General features: G+C 52.8%; 17 protein-coding genes. 5 read left to right on the forward strand and 12 right to left on the reverse strand.

Features of this window, described 5'->3' with window-relative positions; all coding sequences use genetic code 11:
• Positions 1–52 precede the first annotated feature (52 nt).
• Together GJJ30_RS25180 and GJJ30_RS25185 are read right to left on the reverse strand one after the other, a co-directional pair.
• On the reverse strand, positions 53–1528 hold the full coding sequence (locus GJJ30_RS25180; protein WP_310588382.1) for an MFS transporter: 1476 nt from the start codon (positions 1526–1528) through the stop codon (positions 53–55).
• A 110-nt stretch (positions 1529–1638) separates the two neighbouring features.
• Positions 1639–2376, reverse strand: coding sequence for a class I SAM-dependent methyltransferase (locus GJJ30_RS25185; RefSeq protein ID WP_154177935.1), 738 nt, complete (start codon positions 2374–2376; stop codon positions 1639–1641).
• Between the two features lie 83 nt (positions 2377–2459).
• On the opposite strand from GJJ30_RS25185, the gene GJJ30_RS25190 reads away from it, so the two are divergent.
• Positions 2460–2876: a phage holin family protein gene (locus tag GJJ30_RS25190; protein ID WP_154177936.1), complete on the forward strand. Its 417-nt coding sequence runs from the start codon at positions 2460–2462 to the stop codon at positions 2874–2876.
• Positions 2877–2954: 78 nt separating this feature from the next.
• On the opposite strand, the gene GJJ30_RS25195 is transcribed toward GJJ30_RS25190, so the two are convergent.
• From GJJ30_RS25195 to GJJ30_RS25215, 5 genes are all read right to left on the reverse strand, one after another.
• Positions 2955–3374 (reverse strand): organic hydroperoxide resistance protein, encoded by a 420-nt coding sequence (locus GJJ30_RS25195; protein WP_154177937.1) that lies wholly within the window; start codon positions 3372–3374, stop codon positions 2955–2957.
• 44 nt (positions 3375–3418) lie between these two features.
• Entirely contained in the window at positions 3419–4276 is an 858-nt protein-coding gene (locus GJJ30_RS25200) for a DUF4097 family beta strand repeat-containing protein (RefSeq protein WP_154177938.1), read from the reverse strand.
• Positions 4277–4416: 140 nt separating this feature from the next.
• Entirely contained in the window at positions 4417–5289 is an 873-nt protein-coding gene (locus GJJ30_RS25205; protein WP_154177939.1) for a DUF4097 family beta strand repeat-containing protein, read from the reverse strand.
• 130 nt (positions 5290–5419) lie between these two features.
• A complete protein-coding gene (locus tag GJJ30_RS25210) occupies positions 5420–6235 on the reverse strand; it encodes a HEAT repeat domain-containing protein (RefSeq protein WP_154177940.1) in 816 nt (271 codons plus the stop codon).
• 100 nt (positions 6236–6335) lie between these two features.
• Positions 6336–6854, reverse strand: a complete 519-nt coding sequence (locus tag GJJ30_RS25215; RefSeq protein ID WP_154178735.1) for an RNA polymerase sigma factor — start codon at positions 6852–6854, stop codon at positions 6336–6338.
• A 353-nt stretch (positions 6855–7207) separates the two neighbouring features.
• On the opposite strand from GJJ30_RS25215, the gene moaA reads away from it, so the two are divergent.
• From moaA to GJJ30_RS25235, 4 genes are all read left to right on the forward strand, one after another.
• Positions 7208–8188, forward strand: coding sequence for a GTP 3',8-cyclase MoaA (gene moaA / locus GJJ30_RS25220; protein WP_154177941.1), 981 nt, complete (start codon positions 7208–7210; stop codon positions 8186–8188).
• Between the two features lie 404 nt (positions 8189–8592).
• Complete coding sequence (locus tag GJJ30_RS25225; protein ID WP_154177942.1) at positions 8593–9921, forward strand: serine hydrolase domain-containing protein; 1329 nt, start codon at positions 8593–8595, stop codon at positions 9919–9921.
• A gap of 175 nt (positions 9922–10096) precedes the next feature.
• Positions 10097–12514: an ABC transporter permease gene (locus GJJ30_RS25230; protein WP_154177943.1), complete on the forward strand. Its 2418-nt coding sequence runs from the start codon at positions 10097–10099 to the stop codon at positions 12512–12514.
• Between the two features lie 175 nt (positions 12515–12689).
• Entirely contained in the window at positions 12690–14093 is a 1404-nt protein-coding gene (locus GJJ30_RS25235; protein ID WP_154177944.1) for a serine hydrolase domain-containing protein, read from the forward strand.
• 89 nt (positions 14094–14182) lie between these two features.
• Here the strand turns inward: GJJ30_RS25235 and GJJ30_RS25240 are convergent, their stop codons facing one another.
• The 5 genes from GJJ30_RS25240 to GJJ30_RS25260 all read right to left on the reverse strand — a co-directional run bounded on the left by GJJ30_RS25240 (position 14183) and on the right by GJJ30_RS25260 (position 20986).
• The gene (locus GJJ30_RS25240; RefSeq protein ID WP_154177945.1) at positions 14183–14752 is read right to left on the reverse strand and encodes a type 1 glutamine amidotransferase domain-containing protein; all 570 of its coding nucleotides are present in this window, start codon (positions 14750–14752) and stop codon (positions 14183–14185) included.
• A 100-nt stretch (positions 14753–14852) separates the two neighbouring features.
• Positions 14853–17522, reverse strand: a complete 2670-nt coding sequence (locus GJJ30_RS25245; protein ID WP_229313411.1) for an ABC transporter permease — start codon at positions 17520–17522, stop codon at positions 14853–14855.
• A 189-nt stretch (positions 17523–17711) separates the two neighbouring features.
• On the reverse strand, positions 17712–19205 hold the full coding sequence (locus tag GJJ30_RS25250) for a serine hydrolase (protein ID WP_154177946.1): 1494 nt from the start codon (positions 19203–19205) through the stop codon (positions 17712–17714).
• 193 nt (positions 19206–19398) lie between these two features.
• A complete protein-coding gene (gene bla, locus GJJ30_RS25255) occupies positions 19399–20481 on the reverse strand; it encodes a class A beta-lactamase (protein WP_154177947.1) in 1083 nt (360 codons plus the stop codon).
• Between the two features lie 208 nt (positions 20482–20689).
• Positions 20690–20986 (reverse strand): hypothetical protein, encoded by a 297-nt coding sequence (locus tag GJJ30_RS25260; protein WP_154177948.1) that lies wholly within the window; start codon positions 20984–20986, stop codon positions 20690–20692.
• Positions 20987–21022: the final 36 nt, after the last annotated feature.

Here is a 21022-nt window from a genome sequence, read left to right on the forward strand (position 1 = left end):
AAAAATATACAATATTAGCGTGCCGCCGGATGATTGACTGATAACGAACGCATTAGCTGATCGTGTCTGTCGCCGAATCAGCCGGGAGCGGAGAAACGGGGGCGGCCGGAGCGGTTTTACCGGAGCCGCGCGTAAAGGAGATGAGCGCGCCGGTCAGAACTAAACCGCTCAGAATCAGGTACACATTGTGCATGCCGGACAACTGGGCCGCCGACGATTCGGGGGTTGTGCCGGTTTCCATTGCCCAGCGGTTTCGGGTGCTGTACCAGACGGCCGCAGCCAGTGCAATGCCGACGACAAAGCCCAGGTTACGCATGAAGGCAATCATGCTGCTGGCAATGCCGCGTTGGGCCAAAGGTGCTGAATTGAGCGCGCTGCTGCTGTTCGGCGATTGAAATAAGCCAAAACCCAGACTCACCAGCGCAGTTCGCCAGACGACATCCTGCCAATCCCAATCGATGTTCAGAAACGAAAGAGCGAAATAGCCACTGGCCGTGATCAGCAGACCGAAGCTGGACAGCCACCGGGTGCTGACCCGGGAGGAAAGATAACCGCCCAGGGGCGCGATCAGGCTCAGTGTCAAAGGGCCCGCCAGCAACACCAGTCCGGCGCGTTCGGGGTTTAGTCCCAGCAATTGCTGCAAAAAGAAGGGGATGACGAACAGGTTGCCGCCGGAAGCCACGAACCCGCAAAAAGCCGCGAGAATAGCTGCCGTGTAGGGGCGGATGCGAAACAAACTCAGCCGCAGCATCGGTTCGCGAACCCGCATTTCCCAGAACAGAAACAGCAGCAACAAAACTGCCCCGATGGACAGCAGGCCGACCACGAGCGGATCGTTCCAGCCGTATTGCGATTCCGGACCAAAATCCAGTCCGGTCAGTAAAGTGGTGACGCCCAGCAGAAAAAGGCCCGCGCCGACCAGATCGAAGCGCTGTCCGGTGATTTTCGGACTTTCGGGCAGGATGGTCCAGGCGCGCCAGATGGCCAGCAAACCGATGGGAACGTTCACGAAAAAGATGCTCGACCAGCCGAATTTGCCCAGCAATAAACCGCCAATGACCGGCCCGGCGCTGGAACCGGCGGCTACGATAGAGCCCATTAACCCCATGGCCTGCCCGCGTTCCTGCGGGGCAAAGGTGTCGCCGATGATGGCCGGACCGATGGCGTAAATCATGGAAGCGCCCAGGCCCTGCAACACCCGAAACGCTACCAGCGACCACAGGTTCCAGGCCAGACCGCAGAGGAACGATCCCAGGACAAACACGCAAAAACCGGTGATGTACAACTGCCGCCGACCAACCCAATCCGACAGTTTTCCCATAATGAGCAGGGTGCTGGTGGTGGTCAGCAGGTAACACAATACGATCCACTCAACGCTGTCGCCCGCGCCCAGCTCGCGCCGGATGGTGGGCAGGGCGATGTTGACGATGCTGCTGTCGAGCGTCGACATGAAGGTACCGAACATGAGCGTACCCAGAATAATCCATTTATTGGGAGAAGACGAAACCGCTTCGGTTGATGATGGCACAGGCAAATAGAGTTGCTATCGGGGGATAACCGGAGGATTAGGCTGGTTGTTCGGACTAAATAGGTAAATATTCGTTATTCATTATTCGATATTTCAGTTCTAAATCGCTTTCATTTCTGAAAGATCATCACGTGTTGCTGCGGCAGTTTATCATACACGCTTTTGAGCTGCAGGCCCACGGCTTTCATTTCTTTTTTCGCCTGGGCAATGCTCATTTTGTGGTGCGGTTTGATGGGCACATTCGGGTCTTCGGCGCGGTATTCGACCAGCACCACCCGGCCACCGGTTTTGAGCGCCCGGACAATATTAGTCATCATTTCGCGCGGGTGCGAAAACTCGTGGTAGGCATCGATCATCAGAGCCATATCAATGCTGTTGGCGGCCAGTTTCGGATCGGTGATCGTTCCCAAAACCGGTACGACATTGGTGATTTTAGAGCGGTTTTTGGTTTTGTTCAAATCCGTAATCATCTCATTTTCAATATCGATGGCGAGGATTTTGCCCTGCGGTACTTTGGGCGCCATCAGGAAGGTGAAATACCCGGTTCCGGCGCCCACATCGGCAATGACGTCGGTCGGTTTCAGGTTCAGGGCTTCCAGCAACAGGTCGGTGCGTTCTTCCTGTTCGCGCTCCGGGCGGTCGAGCCAGGCGGCTCCCAGGTGCCCCATCACCTGCGAAATTTCCCGGCCCAGGTAGGTTTTCCCGATGCCGTCGTAAGCCGCTTTCCCATACTGATAAACTCCCTTGTCGGCGGCTGTTGCGGGCGCTGGCTGCTGAGCAAAAACCAGCCCTCCGGCCGAATAAACGAACAGTAACGTAAGGCTGAGGAACCAAAGCGGTTTTTTCATGCTGGGCGGGAAAATGAGCTACGAACTGAACAAGCTGCAAAAGAAAGTGTTTACAAATTGTTTTCCACCATTCACGCTCTCGTATGAACCTGATTTTGCACTTATTACTCGATGCTGCCGTCATTTTTGGACTGGCTTACCTCATGCCGCAGGTCGATGTCAAAAGCTTCGGCACCGCTCTCGTCATTGCCATTCTTTTGGCCATGCTCAATTTTCTGGTTGGCTGGATCATCCGCTTTCCGCTCAACCTGGTTACCCTCTTTTTCCTGACCGGAATTGTCCGCATCGTCGTGACGGCTATCATCCTGAAACTCATCGACAAAATGATGGGCAGTTTCACCATCGTCGGCTTCTGGCCCGCGCTGGTCATTGCGATTGCGGTAGCCGTAGCCGGAGCCATTGTCGATGGCGCGCTGGCTCCTTCGGAAGCCGTCATTGAAGAGCGCCATGAACAGGCCGCTTTGCCAGCTCCGGGCACCGTAGTTGCTTTCCGCGCTTAAGAAACCGGAAATTCGACCAGACTAAAAAAGCCGCCGGGAATTGATTCCCGGCGGCTTTTTACGATCATTTCGGTTGATTTAATCGATAATTTTCAGCTCTACCTGAATGTTGCCCCGGGTTGCGTTGGAATAGGGGCAAACCTGATGGGCTTTCTCGGCCAGTTCCTGCGCTTTGGCGCGATCGACACCCGGAATCTGAATTTCCAGCTCCACGGCCAGGCCAAAACCACCCTCATCATTCTTGCCGATGCTCACATCCGCCGTTACGCTCGTCTGACCGGCTTCCACTTTTTGCGTGCGAATGATTAAACTCAGGGCACTATCGAAACAGGCTGCATAACCAGCGGCAAACAACGTTTCGGGGTTGAGGTAGGTGCCACTGGGGCCGCCCATTTCTTTCGGTACGCGCACTTCGATATCCAATGCGCCATCGTGTGATGTAACATGGCCGTTGCGGCCTCCGGTTGCGGTGGCTTTCGCCGTATACAATTTGTTCATTTCAGAACAACCGGCACCGAATGGAAATGGTTGCGGAAACCGGGTTATTTCGCCTTGCGGATATAGATATTGCCGTTCATATTTTTCATCATCACCTCGCGGCCACCGCCGTTGACCTTGCCCTGGACCCAATCGTCGATGCTGACTTTGTACATGCCGTCCTGGCTGCTGCGGGTTGCTTTCGGCTGGGTTTTGTCCACGTCCACGTCGAAATCACTGTAGATTTCACCCCGGTCGGATTTGAGCTTGACGTTGAACTTGGCCGTGGCCGGAAACGTGACGTCAACATTTCCGTTGAGGGTTGAAAAAGCCATTGGCGCGTCCGAATTGACACTTTTGAAATTGGCTTTCAGCTGTCCGTTGACGGTATTGGCCACCGCAGAACCGGCAATGTTGGTGAGTTGAATCGGGCCGTTGACGTTATTGACCTCAAATTCACCGGTTACATTTTCAATCGAAATCTCGCCGTGATTCACCGTGCTGACCTTGAGCGAAAATTGCTGCGGCACTTTGATCGTCAGGTTGACGGTCCGGCGCATCGAATTGGAATTCACCTTGACGTTGTTGTTTTTCTCCTCGGCACTAATGTCGAAGTCGCCCCGGGTCGAAATCTTTTTCATGCCGCTCGCCAGCTCGTCGGGTTTGCTTTCCCGTTTCTTATTGGGACTGTTGTAGTTGGAATTGAGTTCCGCAACGGCGTCGATGACGACTTCTTTTCCGGCATACCCAACCACGTGGATGGAGCCGTTGATCAGGCCGACGTGCAGCTTCCCCGGTTTGTTCGGATCGCTCAGCGGAACGGTCAGTTGTTCCTTCACCGAATCGGTTTGGGCGATCAGTGGCTGGGCTCCGGCGAGTGAAATGAGCATCAGAATGGCGGTGGCTATGTGCGTTTTTTTCATTTTTTTCAGATTGTTTTTTACTGTTAGATTCAAGATGATTGACCATTGACCGCTGACGATTGACCATGGACAATAGACGGTAGGCAGTTACGGATTGACGATGGTCAATGGTCAATGGTCAATCGTCGATGGTCAAATACCTACGATTGCTTTTTGATGTATACGTTGCCGTTGAACGTTTCGAACCGCAACGTTTGCCCGCCTTTTCCGATGCGAATGGCTGCGTCTTTGCTGAGTTTGTAAACCGTGCCGCTGTTGGTTTTTTCCTCGGTTTTGGTCACTTTGACCGGCAACACTTCGGCATCCGGGAAATCGGTGTAGAACTCACCCTGGAAACTCTTGAAGCTCAAATCGGCGGATAAATTGGCCGGGTAACTGATTTTGATGTCGCCGTTCAGGGTGTAATACTTCGATTTTTCGGGCGGGATAGACAGGTAATTGGCTTCCACGTTGCCGTTAATTGTGTGGGCGTTGGTTGCTCCCTTGATGTTGGTCAATTTGATGGCTCCGTTTACATTATTCGCATGTAAAGAACCGGTGACGTCTTTAACGGTTACATCTCCGGCGTTCACGGTCGATATATGCAAATTCATCGAATAGGGTACTTTGACCGTAAAATCAAGGTGGTATTTGTAATCGATCCGCCGGTGGTTGGTGCCGTTGTTCCGCCAGTTGTTTTGATTGGGCCGCGAGTCGTAGGGCTGGGCGATGTAGGCCATGATCGTGTCGGCGTCCTGGTCAAACTGAAGCAGAAATTCCTTCTTGCCCTGTTCCAATAACTCAGCGGTTTTGGCGGTAATGCTCCGGTCAATTTCCAGCACTACTTTCGTGCCCGAATAGCCTTCGACCTTGATAAAACCGCTGATGTTGTAGATGGCCAGCGTGCTGGCAGCAGCGTCTTTCGATAGTGTGAATTCCTTGCTGATATGGTCCTTAAATTCCTGGTTCTGAGCCGATACGGGAATGCAATAAGCTACCAGCCCCACCAGAAAGAGGGTAATGAACGGTTTCATAGTTGTTGTTTATGTTAGAGTAAAGAAGTTGGAGAAACGACGATAGACGATTGTTTTTTGACCATTGACCATTGACCATAGACCATTGACCATTGTTTTGACCATCGTCAATGGTCGATGGTCCATCACGCTACGTCAAATCCTTGATCGACTGTTCGATTTTGACCTTCACAAAATCATTGATGCCTTCCTGCCGGAGCAGTTCCCGGAACGGTTTTACCGACCGTTTTTCCTGCAATTTGACCATCACATCCGCCAGCGCCGACTGCACGAGAGGAGAGTCCTGTTTGACGATGGAATGCACCAGTCCTTCCCGCACTTTCGGGTCGGCGGCCAGTTCGGCCAGCGCTTCCAATGTTACCAGTCGGACGTTCACGTTCGAATCGTTGTTGAGCGTACTCAGGAGCGCTTCAACTACCTGTTCATCAGCGTGTTCGATGTCTTTCGTGTATTCCACCGCCCGCAGCCGCTCGGTGGCCGACTGGTTTTCGAGCAGCGACAGCAAAACCGTCTGCCGCATTTCTTTCACCTGCGTATCGAGCGCGCTGATCTGCTCTTCGTAAACCGGGGCTTTTTGGGCACTGAGCCAGTAACCACCCGCCAGACCGATCAGCACCAGCGCCAGGCTGTAAGCCACCCGAACGGCGAGTTCCGGCGTCAAAAGCCGTTTCATCCGGCGCAGGATACTTTTCCAGGAACGACGGCGCTTTTTGGCCTCTTCGATCTGAACCGATTCCAGCATCGCGTAAAACCGGGTCCGGACTTTCTCGCCGGGTTCGGGCACGGGCACGTTGCCCATCATGCCCCAGAGTTGCCGGGTGGCTTCCAGTTCGGCCTGACAATCCGGGCAATTCGTTAGATGGGCTTCCAGAATGGCCCGCTCGGTCACCGAAACCTGATTGCTCAGCAAATCGATCAATTGTCCTTTTGCGCTTTCACAGTTCATGGTTGTATGATTATGTACCCACGGACCGCTGGTCCGTGTTTTTAAAATTTTGGCGAACTAAGAATCTCAAAACACGGACCACCGGTCCGTGGGTACGTATTTATGCTTTTAAAAACACCCGTTTCAATTCAGTCATCGCCCGGTGGACGCGTACCTTTACGGCTCCTTCCGTGGTGTCCAGAATCCGGGCAATTTCTTCGTATTTCAGTTCCTGAAACCGGCTCAGAATCAAAATTTCCCGATTGTCGGGACTCATTTTCCGCAGGGCGTCGTGCAATGAAGCCAACTCCTGTTCTTTCTGCATCTGCTCGTCGGCCGTCGTTCCTCCCCCGATTCGCTCGACAAAATCCGCCACATCGTAATGATGAACCGAATGCTTGTTTTTCCGAACGTGATCGGCCAAAACGTTGCGGGCCAGGTGATACATCCACGTCCGAAACTCGCCCTCGCCGGTAAACGTGTGCCGGTATTTCAACATCCGGTAAAACACGTTCTGCACCAGGTCTTCACTCGCGTCGCTTTGCCCCGTCATGTGGTACAGAAAACCGAACAGGGCGCGGTGATACCGCTCGAAGAGCAGGCCCATCTTTTCCAGATTGCCGTCCTTCACCTGAAGCATGAGTGAGTTGTCTGTCAGCGATTTCAACCGGGTACGAGTTGCGGGTTTGTCGAATCTGGCTGTGGAAACCGAGCCGGAAAAAGAAGGTTACAGAAAAAAATAAAATTTTTTTGACGAAGCTGAAACCGGCTCAATCAGGCGGTTTTCAGTCTTTTCTCACCGACGCAGTTCAAAACCGGTCAGGCGTTGGCCGACGGAATGGCGCGCAGTTCCGACAAGGACGAAAGCACGTAATCCGGTTTTGTCTTTTCGCCACCTGATAAGGGTTGTTTACAGGTGTTAAGTTAAGCAAACCGTACGGCATCCGGGCAACGATGAAATTATTTCGTCCTGATTTTTGTAACTTGCTTACGATGATTTTCGATAACCACAATCGCCCCATTACATACCTTCGGCTGGCCGTTACCGACCGCTGCAATTTGCGGTGTTTCTACTGCATGCCGGAAGAGGGGATCAAATACCTGCCCAAGCACCAGTTGCTGACCTACGAGGAGATGGAACGCCTGGTGCGCGTGCTGGCCCGGCTGGGCGTGTCGAAAATCCGGATTACGGGCGGAGAACCCTTTGTCCGGAACGGATTGATGGATTTTCTCTGGCGACTGAAAGCCACCGAAGGTGTTGAGGAACTGCACATTACGACTAACGGCGTGTTGACCGAACCACTCGTGCCGGAACTGGTGCGCATAGGCATTGGCTCGGTGAATCTCAGCATCGATACCCTCGACCGTGAGCGGTTTCGGCAAATCACCCGGCGCGACGAGCTGCCCGCCGTGCGGGGAACGCTGGATGCGTTGCTCGAAAACCGGGTGCCGGTTAAACTGAATGCGGTGGTGATGGAAGGCAAAAATATTGAAGATCTTCCGCTGCTGGCCGAACTGACCCGCGACCATCCCGTTGAGGTGCGGTTTATCGAAGAAATGCCCTTCAATGGTGAAGGCAGTCACTACCCGGTTTTGAACTGGACGCACCGGCGCATTTTGCAGGAACTGCAAACCCTGTATCCCGGTTTGAAGAGGCAACAAGATTCGCCATTCGCTACAGCAACCACCTACCAGATTCCTGGTTATCAGGGGACTATCGGCATCATTGCGGCTTTCACGCGCACCTTCTGCGGCACCTGCAACCGCATCCGCCTGACGGCGCAGGGAACGCTTAAAACCTGCCTTTATGACAACGGTGTGCTCGATGTCCGGGCTTTACTGAGATCGGGCGCAACCGACGCCGACCTGACAGCCGCTTTTCTGAAAGCCTTCGCGCACCGCCCCAAAAACGGTTTTGAAGCTGAGCAGGAACGCGGCCCCGTTACCGAATCGATGTCGACTATTGGCGGTTGACAAAATTCGTTTCAGCCATTTTCCCTAAAACCGTTCCTGGTAACCGTAGACGGTTTTCAGATTTTCCATAGTCGAATTCAATATCATGTTCAACCATTCGGCGTCGAAAAAGTCGCGTAGCGACGCAATGTTTGTAGCCCAACAACCCCATCATTTGTTCCCGGTCGCGTAGCGATCGAACCATTCTGAGGCTTTGTTCGGTCGCTACGCGATCACATGATTTGATGAAAACCGGATGATGCTACAAACTTTGCGTCGCTACGCGACCAGGGAAGTCTTTACAAAACCATTCATCGGATTATATTACCTTTGATGTATTATGTATTACATAGTACCTGTTATTGCCTATAAATTTGGTGTATTCGATATGAATCAATGATTTAAATGATTTGCCTGATAATCGCATGAGAAAATTTTTGTCGGTGGTATTTCTGGGACTGTTTTTGGGGTTACCCGGTTTTGGTCAGACGCTGGACACCAAAAAACTGGACAGCCTGTTCGATGCGCTCAACAGCCGGAATCTCGCGTTGGGAAATATTGCCATTTCCAGCAATGGGAAGGTAGCGTATCGCCGGGCGGTGGGCTTTGCGGCACTGGAGGGCGATCAAACACGCAAAGCGACGACGGAGACCAGATACCGGATCGGTTCGGTGTCGAAGCTGTTTACGGCGGTTATGATTTTTCAGTTGATCGACGAGGGTAAATTGAGTCTGGAGCAGAAATTGGCCGCGTTTTTCCCGGAACTGCCGAATGCGTCGAAAATCACGATCGGCCAGTTGCTCAGCCACCGGAGCGGTTTGCACAATTATACGGCCGACGACACCGGTTTTCCGGACTGGATGGACAAGCCGAAGTCGCACGAAGAAATGCTCCATGTGATTGCGGCCAAAACGCCCGATTTTGAACCCGGCGCCCGGTCCGAGTACTGCAACACCAATTACCTGCTGCTGAGTTACATTCTCGAAAAAACCGGTAAAATGCCGTACGCCCGTGCGTTGGAGCAGCGGATCACGTCGAAGATTAGCTTGAAAGATACGTATTACGGACAGAAAATTTCGCCGGAAAACCACGAAAGCCGGTCTTATAAATACGCCGAAGGTAGCTGGAAAAGCCAGAAGGAAACCGACCTGAGCATTCACAGCGGGGCGGGGGCCATCGTGTCGACGCCAACCGATCTGGTGAAATTCATCGAGGCTTTGTTCGCGCATAGACTGGTAAAACCGGCGAGTCTGGAACGGATGAAAACGATGGTGGATGGCTACGGCATGGGCCTGTTCCCGTACGATTTTGGGGCCAAAACCGGGTACGGCCACAATGGTCGCATCGAGGAGTTTTACTCGGCGCTGCGGTATTTTCCCGAAACCAAACTGGCGATTGCCTACTGCACCAACGGCATTCTGTACCCGCGGACGGATATTCTGGATGCGGTTTTGAAAATCAGCTTCCGAAAACCGGATACGATTCCTTTCTCGCAACCCAACCTCCTAAAAAGCAAAGATCTGGACGCGTACCTCGGGAGTTATTCGTCGACGCAACTGCCGATCGTGGTGACTTGTACAAAAGCCGGTTCGCAGCTCGTGCTGGAAACGAAAGGCAAATCGTTTGAAGTGGTTCCGATCAACTCGAATTACTTCATGCACGCACCGACGGGGACGTTCTTTGAGTTTCATCCCGACAAGGGTGAATTGTTGATCAAGGAAACCGATAACGTCTACGAACTGCGCCGAAAGTAAGTCCGAAACCACTGTCCGGTACGGGACGCCGGTACTGTCCGCAAAGGGACAGATGTTCACCAAGCCCATTCCGAAATATTGCCTGATTTGCTGGAAACGGCTTTTTTGACGAAATGGCATCAGATTTGACCCTCTTATTCTGTTCATCGTTCAGCCCTCGTTTTTCACTCCTGTTATGCTACGGAACTACATCAAAATTGCCTGGCGGAATCTGGTCCGGAACCGGATGTTTTCGGCCATCAACATCGTCGGTCTGGCCATTGGGCTGGCCACCTGCCTGCTGATCAGCCTGTTTGTGCTCAATGAACTGAGCTACGACCGGTTTCACGAAAAAGCGAACCAAATCGTTCGGGTCGTGTTCCGGGGTACGGTTCAGGGTGGTGTAATGAACGAAGCGCACGTGATGCCGGCGGTGGCCCGGACGCTCAAGGCCGATTACCCCGAAGTGGAGGAAGCCACGCGTCTGCGCGTCGGCGGCATGCCCAGGTATGTGGTTGGAGAAAAGATGTTTAACGAAGAGAGAATGGCGTTTGTCGATTCCAATTTCTTCCGGGTTTTCAGCTTTCCGCTGCTACAGGGCGATCCGAAAACCGCTTTAACGCAGCCCAATACCGTGGTGCTGACCAAACCGACGGCGCTGAAACTGTTCGGTCGGGAGGATATCGTGGGAAAAATGATCCAGGTGAAAGGGGTCGATAAAGCCATGACCGTCACCGGCGTGATGGAAGAAATTCCAACGAACGCCCACTTCCATTTTGATGTGTTTACCTCGATGGCAAGCTTGCCGGAAGGGCAGTCCACCTCCTGGATGACGTCGGAATTTTTCACGTATCTGGTTTTGACCAAAGGCTACGATTACAAACAACTGGAAGCCAAACTGCCGCAGGTAGTCGAAAAATACATGGGGCCGCAAATTGAAAAGGCGTTCGGAATGACTTATGCGCTGTTTCGGCGGAAGGGCAACGACCTGGGATTGTTTCTGCAACCGCTGACGGACATTCACCTGCATTCGGATTCAGCGTACCAGCTGGAGCCAACCGGTAACATCCAGTATGTGTATTTATTTGGGGCCGTGGCGGTTTTTGTTCTGCTGATTGCCAGCATTAATTTCATGAACCTGTCGACCGCCGGAGCCTCGAAACGGGCGAAAGAAGTGGGCATTCGGAAAGTCATGGGCTCGATCCGGCTGGAACTGGCGGGGCAATTCCTGATCGAATCCGTTCTGCTGACGGCGGTTTCGCTGGTGGTGGCGTTGGCGCTGGTTTACCTGGCGTTACCGGTTTTTAATAGTTTGTCGGGTAAGGAATTGACTTTCAGTTTTATCGATGCTCCGTGGTTGTTACCAGGTCTGTTGTTGTTCGGGTTATTCGTCGGCATTCTGGCGGGCAGTTATCCGGCGTTTTTCCTGGCGTCGTTCAAGCCGGTGACGGTTTTGAAAGGGCGGTTTAGTGCCGGGAAAAGCGGCATCGGTTTGCGCAGCGGGCTGGTGGTTTTTCAGTTCTTTATTGCGATTCTGCTGATGGTCGGAACGACGGTTGTGTACCGTCAGCTCGATTATATTCAGCACAAAAAACTGGGTTATGACAAGGATCAGGTGCTGGTATTCGACACCTGGGCGCTGGGCCCGAAAGAGGAATTATTCCGCGATCTGCTCCTGCAGGACGCGCGCGTGCTGAACGTCAGCCGTTCGGGCTACATCCCGGCCGGTCCGAGCAACAACAACAATTTTATCGTCTATGGTGATAACAATTCGACCCAGTTGGTCAAGACGTTGCGTTACGATATCGACTACAATTACATTTCGACGCTGGGCATGAAAATGGTTGCCGGACGGAATTTTTCCAGGGAATACGGAACCGATTCGACGGGAATTATTCTCAACGAGACAGCCGCGAAACTTTTCGGATGGAACAATAAATCAGTGGGGCATACCATTACGCGTCAGGATCGGGAGGGGGTAAGTTCGACGTACCGGGTGGTCGGCGTGGTGCAGGATTTCCACTTCCGGTCGTTGCACGAAAAAATTACCCCCCTCGTCATGGTCCTGGCGAAAGCACCCGGTACGATGATCGTGAAAGTGAAAACCCGCGACATCAGCGGTTTGCTGGCGTCCGTCAAACAGCAGTGGGCGTCTTTCAAAACCGACCAGCCGTTTTCGTACTCGTTTCTGGATGAGCGGTTTATGAAAACGTACGAAGCCGAACAGAAGATCGGCACGATTCTCGGCATCTTCTCCGGCCTGACCATTTTCGTGGCCTGTCTGGGTCTGCTGGGGCTGGCGGTTTTCACTGCCGAACAACGTACCAAAGAGATTGGCGTTCGGAAAGTGCTGGGCGCGTCGATCGGGAGTATCGTGGGATTGCTTTCCCGGGAGTTTGTCAAGCTGGTTTTGATCGCCATCGTGCTGGCGTCGCCCGTGGCCTGGTACGCGATGGATAAATGGCTTCAGGCGTTTGAATACAAGATTGCGGTTGAATGGTGGATGTTCGCCCTGGCCGGTTTGCTGGCGATTGCCGTTGCCTTGCTGACGATCAGCTTCCAGTCGATCAAAGCCGCCCTGTTGAATCCCGTGAAGAGTTTGCGGGCGGAGTAGGAGATTGGAGCGTCAAGGGATGAGAAGTGAGACAGGAGACCGGTAAAAGGAAGTCTCTTGTCTCATTTTTTTACTTGATTACTTTGTAATACAAAGTTCTTTTTTAGATTTGCGTTTACTATTTTTCTGCCGAACATTCAATCATTTTTCAACCTCTTTATTATGATCAATCGCTATGGAACAAAACCGGTTATTTCGCAACAAAGCGGTGGAATTACGCTTTCTGTGTTTACTTAATGTGGCTAAAAGACCGTTCGCTACCACGCTGATGCTGGTGTGGCTGAACCAGGTGTATGCTCAGCCACTGGACAAGGCAAAACTGGATCAATTCTTTGACCGACTCGCCGGGAAAAACAAGGCGATGGGCAGTCTGGTCATTGCCAAAGAAGGCGAGGTGGTTTACAGTCGATCCATTGGCTACAGCCAGATCAACGGTGCTGAGAAAAAACCGCTGACCGCAGCGAGCCGGTTTCGGATTGGTTCGATCACCAAAATGTTCACGGCTGCGATGATTCTACAACTCGTTGAAGAAGGCAAATTGAAGCTGACCGATACGCTCGACACATTTTTCCCGCAGGTTCCGAACGCCAGCAAAATTACGATCGCGCAAATCCTCTGGCATCGCAGCGGCATTCCGAACGTCAGGCGCGAGCAGAACGCTCAGGGAAACGTCAACACGATTCCGGTAACGAAAGACGAAATGCTCGCCCTGATCGTCAAGGCGAAGCCCGAATTCGAGCCCGACACCCGGCATTCCTACAGCAACTCCGGCTACCAGCTTCTCGGCCTGATCCTGGAAAAGATAACCGGTAAATCTTATGCGGAAGTCCTCGGGGAACGAATTACTTCAAAAATCGGACTTTCGAATACGTATCTGGCGACCGGAACGATTGATCCGGGCAGGAACGAAGCGCTTACCTATATGAACTTCGGCGACGGCTGGAAACCGGTTCCCGAAACCCATCCCAGCATTCTCTTCAGCGCGGGCGCGATTGTTTCGACGCCGAGCGACCTGGCCAGATTCATTCAGGCGCTGTTCGATGGGAAGGTCGTGTCGAAGGCCAGTCTCGATCAGATGAAAACGATCAAAGATGGCGAAGGGTCGGGAATGGAGCCGTTCACGTTCGCTGGCAGGACCTTCTACGGACATACGGGCGGTGCCGACAACTACGGTGCGTGGCTGGCTTACCTGCCGGAAGAAAAACTGGCCGTCGCTTACACCACGAACGCAAAGGTTTACCCGGTGGGCAACATCGTGCGGGGCGTTGTCGACATTTATTACAACAAACCGTTCGAGATTCCGGCGCTGGAATCAGTCGCCGTCAGTCCGGATGTGCTGGACAGATACGTTGGTGTGTATTCGAACCCAGACGCACCCGTGAAGCTGACGATTACCCGCGACGGTTCGACACTTTTCTTTAAACCGCCGGGGGAGCAATCGGCGGCCCCACTCGAAGCAACGGCCGAAAATCGATTCCAGATTGAAGGTGCGGTCGTTATTGAATTCGACGCTGCGAAAAACCAGATGACGGTCAAACGGCGCGGGGGAGAACGGGTTTTTACGAAGGAAAAAAATTAACACTAATGGCCCGATCTGAAACCGGCAGAAGCAGAAACACCCGTCAGGTTTTCAAAACCTGACGGGTGTTTCTGCTTCTCGCATCTACTTTACGCGTGCTGTCCCTGGTGGGCGCCTTCGCGAATTTCCTCGATCATTTTTTTATTGAACGCCGGAATATCGTCCGGTTTTCGGCTGGTGACTAATCCCTGATCGGTGACTACTTCCTGATCGACCCAATTGGCTCCGGCATTGCGGAGGTCGGTTTGAATCGACGGGTACGACGTCAGCGTACGGCCCTGTACCACATCGGCTTCGATCAGCATGATCGGCGCGTGGCAGATGGCCGCTACCGGTTTGTGATCTTCAAAGAAATGCCGGATAAACTCGACGGCTTTTTTCTCCAGCCGTAGGTTGTCGGGATTCATGACGCCCCCCGGCAACAGCAACGCATCGTAACTGTACGCGTCGGCATCGTCCAGAATCACATCGACCGCGAACGAATCGCCCCACTCTTTTTCATTCCAACCCTTGACGGCACCACTTTTGGGCGCAATCAGGTGTGTTTCGGCACCGGCTTCCTGCAGTGCCTTCCTCGGTTCCGTCATTTCGACCTGCTCAAATCCGTCGGTCAGCAGAATCGCCACTTTCTTTCCCTTCAATCTTTGCTGATTTTCCATTTTTACGTTGAGATTTGGTTACCAATAAATAACCACGCAAACCGGAGAAGGTTATCGGAATTGAGCCAGCGGGAAATCCAAATCGGGCTAAATGGCCGTATCATTCGCTTTTCAAACTCTTTACCGGATTCAGCAAAGCGGCTTTGATGGCCTGGTAACTCACCGTCAATAAGGTAATTAGCAACGCCAGAAACACCACCACCACAAAGACGCCGATACCAATACTAATTTTGTATGTGTAGCTTTCCAGCCATTGATTCATGACGTACCAGGCGAGGGGTGAGGCAATCAAACAGGAAATAATAACGAGCTGAACAAAGTCTTTCGAAAGCAGGCCACAGACATTCGATACGCTGGCACCCAGCACTTTACGTATCCCGATTTCCTTGATCCGCTGCTCGGCCATGAAGGAGGCCAGCCCGAATAAACCCAGGCACGAAATGAAAATGGCCAGCACGCAGACAATGGCCGAAAGATTCCCGATCAATTCCTCGTAGCGGAATTTTTTGGCGTATTCGGTATCGGCAAATTGGTAATCGAACGGGTAAGCCGGGTTGTACTTCGTAAAAATGGGCCGGATTTTGTCGATCGCAACCGAAGGCGACACCGCCGGATTGATGCGTACGTTGATAAAATTGACCCAATCCTGGGCAAATAGAACCGTCATCGGGGCAACGGCATTGTACGCCGACTTTTCAATGACGATGTCGGGAATGACTCCAACGACGGTCCATTCTCGATTCGCCCACCGCAGAATCTCGCCGATCGGGTGTTTCAATCCCATGCGTTTAACGGCCGCTTCATTTAACAGCACCCCATTGACATCGGTCGAAAAATCGCGCGAAAAATCGCGTCCTTCTTTCACTTTGATGCCCATCGTTTGGGTGTACTCGTAACTCGTGGCGATGGTTGTAAAAATGACGGATTCGTCTTTGGGGGAAGCTCCCTTCCACTTCCAGCCACTGTTACTGCTCCACCATTGTGTGGGTGGCGCGTTGGTCTTGCAAAGGGACGATACGGCCCCCGTCGCCAGCAATTCGACCCGAAGCGCTTCGTAATGATCGAGCAAATCTTTGGACGAATTGACCGAAATCAGCCCTTGCCGGGTAAAACCAATCGGGCGGTTTTTGCCGTGCTGGATCTGCTGATAGATTATGATGGTTCCGATCATCAGCGCAACGGAGAATGTGAATTGCACCACCACCAGAATTTTGCGCGGCAAGGTAGCCCCTTTTCCAACCTGAATGGCCCCTTTGAGAATCTTCACGGGGTTGAAGGAGGACAGGTAAAGGGCCGGATAACTCCCCGCCAGCAAACCGGTAAATGCGGTGAAAAGCGCGATAACGCCCCAGTAAACGGGATTTCCTAATTCGATGGTCATCGTTTTCTCCGTCAGCGTATTGAAATACGGCAGCGAGATCAGCACGATGCCCAGGGCCAGCACGAGGGCCAGAACCGCAATCAGGGTTGATTCACTCAAAAACTGCCCGATCAGTTGGCTCCGCTCCGAACCAACGGCTTTCCGAACGCCCACTTCTTTCGCCCGTTTTTCGGACCGGGCCGTGCTGAGGTTCATAAAATTGATGCAGGCAATGACGAGAATAAACAGGCCGAAAACGCCGAACAAACGCACATATTTGATAAAACCGCCCGTATTTTTCCCTTCGCTAAACTCCGAATACAGCCGCCATTTGGCCATCGGATGCAGAAATAATTCGGGCTTGACGAGCTTGGTGGTTGGGTCATTGGCCAGATGGGCTAACACCACATCCTTGATTTTAGCGTTGGTCTGCGCCGGATCGATGCCGTCCTTGAGCTGTACGAAAAGGTTAAAATCGTTATTCCTCCAGTCCGTTTTTGCGTTTTTAACCCAGCCATACATCCGTTCCTGCAACTGCCAGGGCAGCAGATAATCGAATTGGAGTGTGGCATTGGCCGGTTGTTTGGCAACCACCGCCGTTACGTTTAAATCGGTTTTGTTATCCAGCCGAAGGGTTTTCCCGATCGGGTCCTGCCGGCCGAAAATGACCTGGGCGGTTTCATCCGTGAGAACAATCGAGTAAGGCTCCCTGAACGGGTTTTTAGCACCTTGCCGGATGTTCAGGGAAAACATATCAATGGCATCTTCGCCAATAAAAAGCCCTTGTTTACTGAATTTTTGGTTACCGAAGAGCAACGACCGATCGGTGCCACTCTTGTTATACATGGCTACGGCCTTGAAATCGGGAAATTTATTCCGAAGTTCGTCGCCGGTTGGAAACGGTAGCGAACTCTGGGTACCCCGGCGACCGTCGAAGGTCTGGTTCAGTTTTACCTCGTAAAGCGTTGCGTAGTTTTGGTGGTGCCGGTTGGCCGATACTTCATCATCGATCCAGATGCCAATGAGCATCGCTACGGCCATGCCCACCGCTAAGCCCAAAATGTTGATAGCCGAATACCCCTTGTGCTTCGCCAGGTTGCGAAAAGCGAGTTTTAAATAATTGCGGATCATGGTCGGGTGCAAAAATGAAGGGTTAGAAATGTCGCTACAGGAAGAATAGGAAGTTTTAAAATCAGGCACGGTTTCGCGTCGCCAAAGCCGGGGATGCAGGAGCAGCAGTATGTCAAGCAGGTATAACAATCTTGCTTTTTGGTAACCGAGATACCGACTCCGCTTCTGAAACAGTTCGTCCAGGTCGCCCAGGATCTCTTCCCGTAGGTGGGGCGCGGTGATCCTCCGCAGCAGGCGTTGCGCCCAGCGGGGCGGTTTGGGGTTAGACGATGGGTTCATGGGTCGCTTTCAGGCAGAAAACAAATCTTTCTCATTTGCATAGCAAATGGCAGACCACTTTAGAAAAATGGTCGCTGCGATCGGAAAAAGCGTGTTTTTGGAAATCAACGAAGCTTCCATTGTCCACAAACGGACAAATAACTGTCCAGCCGTGGACAGCGAAAGGTAGGGCCTGACCGGTTCGGAATATTACTCTTTCCGGAAATCCATTCCGCTGAAAACCAGCGTATCGACCTTCCCTGCGTTGTTGAGCGTAAACCGGGCCAGGGCGTTTCCGTACCAGGATTTCTGGAAGGGGCCGTAGAATGTGTCGTAGTGCCAGTGCGCCAGCGTTGCGTTCATGGCGTTGTTATTGACGTTGAAAACCAGCTTGTTATCAACAATCGAAACCTCTGCTTTTCCGTACAGCGGACTCGCGTAGGTTCCGGTGTAGTTTTTCAACGGCAGCGAGGGCGAGGTGTTGGCCACGCGGTTTTCCTGAAAGGCTTTGGCGGCTTTTTGGCCGGTTTCTTTGATGCCCGCATACAACGCCTTGATTTCCGCGTTCCAGTCCCGGTTACCACCCAACGCGAAAAAATCCAGGGCTTTGTAGAACAATACGTGCCGGGCCTCGGCATGGTCGTAATTTCCGAAAACATAAACGCCCAGTTTTTCATCGGGAAGTTGCCCCGTAATGGCCGTCAGACCCGCCAGACTCCCCGTGTGGAAGTTGATTTTGTGGCCCCGGTAATCGTGCTGGTACCAGCCCAAACCGTACGTCCGCCAGTTCGGTTTCAGAAGTTGCATCGTCGGGTATTCGTCTTCCGGGAAAAAGGTTTGCGGTTTGAAAATCTCGGCCCAGGTGGCCGGTTTCAGCAAACGCCCCCCGGCGTATTTGCTGCTGTCGAGCATACAGATCACCCACTTGCTCATGTCGTCGACGCACGACCAGACCGCCCCTGCCGAACCAATTTCGCTATCCGCGCCGTAGTCGATCACCCGGATGGTGTCGTTGACGTTGTAATGCGGTTTGGTCATGTTCGTACTCTTGCTGAGGCCGCGTTTGGGGGCGGTTTGGGTCATGCCCAGCGGATCGAAAATCCGTTCCTGCATCACCGTCGACCACGGTTTTCCGTACAGCCGTTCGATGATGCGCCCGGCCGCCGAATACATGATGTTCTGGTAAATAAACCCGGACCGCAGCGAATACGCCGGTTTGACGTACACCATCCGCCGGAACATTTCGTTGGCCGGAATTGTCATGGCGCCGGTAAAAAAGTCGGTGCCTGGAACACCCGTGTTGTGCGTCAGTAGGTCGCGGACGCGCACCTCGCGGGTCATCGCCGGATCGTAAAATTGCAGTTCGGGCAGGTATTTGTACACCGGATCGTTCCACGAAATTTTGCCTTCATCGACCAGCATGCCCATCAGCGCGACTGTCATCGCTTTGGTCGTCGAGGCACAGGCAAACTGCGTCTGCGTATCCACCGGATCATTCTTGCCGAGTTCCTTTACGCCGTATCCTTTCTTGAAAAGCACCTGATTGTCCTTGACGACCGTAATCGCCAGGCCGGGCACTTTCCATTCTTTCCGAACCTGCTCGACATACGCATCAAATTCCTGCAACTGCTTCGCGGTTGGTTTTTTCTGGGCAAAACCGGTTAGGATGATCAGGGTGAAAAGAAGTGTAAAGGTGAGTTTCATGAAGGGTTGATCGTTTTTAGTTGAGAGTTTGCCCACCCGTACCCCGGATTGCATCCGGGGTTATCCATAGTGCAGCCCTTCGGGCTTTTTACCGTTGATGAGACGAAGCACACAAGTCCGGAGGACTTGACTGTGGATATCCCCGGATGCAATCCGGGGGCGGGCGGGACCTGTCTAGTGCGTGTTAGCATCCTCAGCGTCCAGATGTGGCTACAACTGGCGGCTGGAACAGGTAATAGTCGTAAATCGTGCGGCTGAGGTGGGCGATGGTTTGTTCGCGTTCGGCCAGCGGCTGGGCCGAGGACGTAATGAAAACCGCAATGGCAATGTGCCCCGCGTCGCCCGGCAGGGTGATGATACCGACATCGTCGGTGGCGCTGGAATTTAAGGAACCGGTTTTATGGGCCACCACGGTTTCGGGCGGCAGAAAACCCTTGATGCGCGCCAGTCCGCCCCGGCAGCGTTCCATCACGGCCAGCAGCAGGTCGCGGTTTTCCGGTTTGAGGGCTTTGGCCTGGTAAATCTGCGTCAGCAGGTTCACCATCGCAGCGGGCGTTGAAGTGTCGCGGGGGTCCTGCTCGAGTTTCAGCGCGGCCGCCCGGCGAATTTCCGGCGTAGCCGCAGCCCCCAGTTTGTCGTAAAATCCAACGGTCCACTGGTCCTCAGCCGGTAGCGTAACGCCCTCCAGATCCGCAATCAACTGGATAATCGTGCGGTCGACGGACATGCCTTCGATACCCAGCGCTTTCAGCCGCGCCCGAACGGGTTCGGCCCCACCGACCAGCCGCAGCAACATGTCCGTCGCCGAGTTATCGCTAATGACCATCATCAGTTCCAGCAGGTTTTCCACCGAGAGCGAAACGCCCGGTTTGGCAAACAGCGTTTCGAGCGTGCCGCTGCCGGGGTGCAGATCCGACGGTTTCAGGTCGACCATTGTCCGCAGGGAGAGTTCGCCTTTTTCGATTTTGTTGAACAGTTCGACGGCAATCGCCACTTTCACGGTGCTGGCCATCGGAAACCGCTCCTGAAGATTCAGACTGATCTGCTTGCCGGATTCGAGGTGAACCGCGCAAACGCCAACTTTCCCTTTGGCGAGTTTGGCGATGCGTTCCAGTTCCTGATTGAGCCGCTGTTCCGCTACGTTGGGGACAGCCGGAGCAGGGGCGGAAACGGGAGCGGTTTTACTTTTTTTCGATTGACTAAAACCGGGCGTGGTGGTCAAACCGATCCACCCGAAGAGAAGGAAGGTTGTGATGAAATGTAGCGGTTTTCGCATGAATTGACAGGGAGTTGGGAATTGGATTATATCATGAATGATCTGTTCTCAAATAATATCCGGTTTTGAGCAACGATCCGGAAGCTGGCAAAGCTTGCGATTTTTCGGCTTTGCGGGCTTTTCACTACTAATATGACATAAATTCTGCATAAAAACCGCCATTCATCTACAAAAACCGCTATTTTACTATCAAAACCGCCCAGGCCATTCAGGCTGCCTGAAGAACGGAGACCGGAAAAATGTCGTGATTGTACCGGGCCCGGTCGGCGAGTGGAGCCAGAAAGAATTCGACCCGTGGTAACAAATCCAGTTCGGACTGGCGGACGCAGCGAATAAACGGCAGATCGACCACCACAAATTTCTGGGGCGGCCGCAGCGGGTTAAGTTGAAGTTCCAGAACCGATCCGTACGTATAAGCCGGAAATTCGTCGATGGCTTTTATGGTACTGATGAACCGAAATCGCTTGCGGTCGGGTGCTGCGTAAACATAAAACTGCTGATACATGGTTGGTGGTCATTTAGTTGATGAATCACGATTTTT

The sequence above is a fragment of the Larkinella terrae genome (genome assembly GCF_009668025.1).
Lineage (GTDB): Bacteria > Bacteroidota > Bacteroidia > Cytophagales > Spirosomataceae > Larkinella > Larkinella terrae.

Coding starts and splice junctions, on each gene's coding strand:
- GJJ30_RS25185 (WP_154177935.1), bottom strand. CDS start 2,376: ATGAAAAAACCGCTTTGGTTCCTCAGCCTTACGTTACTGTTCGTTTAT.
- GJJ30_RS25190 (WP_154177936.1), top strand. CDS start 2,460: ATGAACCTGATTTTGCACTTATTACTCGATGCTGCCGTCATTTTTGGA.
- GJJ30_RS25195 (WP_154177937.1), bottom strand. CDS start 3,374: ATGAACAAATTGTATACGGCGAAAGCCACCGCAACCGGAGGCCGCAAC.
- GJJ30_RS25200 (WP_154177938.1), bottom strand. CDS start 4,276: ATGAAAAAAACGCACATAGCCACCGCCATTCTGATGCTCATTTCACTC.
- GJJ30_RS25205 (WP_154177939.1), bottom strand. CDS start 5,289: ATGAAACCGTTCATTACCCTCTTTCTGGTGGGGCTGGTAGCTTATTGC.
- GJJ30_RS25210 (WP_154177940.1), bottom strand. CDS start 6,235: ATGAACTGTGAAAGCGCAAAAGGACAATTGATCGATTTGCTGAGCAAT.
- GJJ30_RS25215 (WP_154178735.1), bottom strand. CDS start 6,854: ATGCTTCAGGTGAAGGACGGCAATCTGGAAAAGATGGGCCTGCTCTTC.
- moaA (WP_154177941.1), top strand. CDS start 7,208: ATGATTTTCGATAACCACAATCGCCCCATTACATACCTTCGGCTGGCC.
- GJJ30_RS25225 (WP_154177942.1), top strand. CDS start 8,593: ATGAGAAAATTTTTGTCGGTGGTATTTCTGGGACTGTTTTTGGGGTTA.
- GJJ30_RS25230 (WP_154177943.1), top strand. CDS start 10,097: ATGCTACGGAACTACATCAAAATTGCCTGGCGGAATCTGGTCCGGAAC.
- GJJ30_RS25235 (WP_154177944.1), top strand. CDS start 12,690: ATGGAACAAAACCGGTTATTTCGCAACAAAGCGGTGGAATTACGCTTT.
- GJJ30_RS25240 (WP_154177945.1), bottom strand. CDS start 14,752: ATGGAAAATCAGCAAAGATTGAAGGGAAAGAAAGTGGCGATTCTGCTG.
- GJJ30_RS25245 (WP_229313411.1), bottom strand. CDS start 17,522: ATGAACCCATCGTCTAACCCCAAACCGCCCCGCTGGGCGCAACGCCTG.
- GJJ30_RS25250 (WP_154177946.1), bottom strand. CDS start 19,205: ATGAAACTCACCTTTACACTTCTTTTCACCCTGATCATCCTAACCGGT.
- bla (WP_154177947.1), bottom strand. CDS start 20,481: ATGCGAAAACCGCTACATTTCATCACAACCTTCCTTCTCTTCGGGTGG.
- GJJ30_RS25260 (WP_154177948.1), bottom strand. CDS start 20,986: ATGTATCAGCAGTTTTATGTTTACGCAGCACCCGACCGCAAGCGATTT.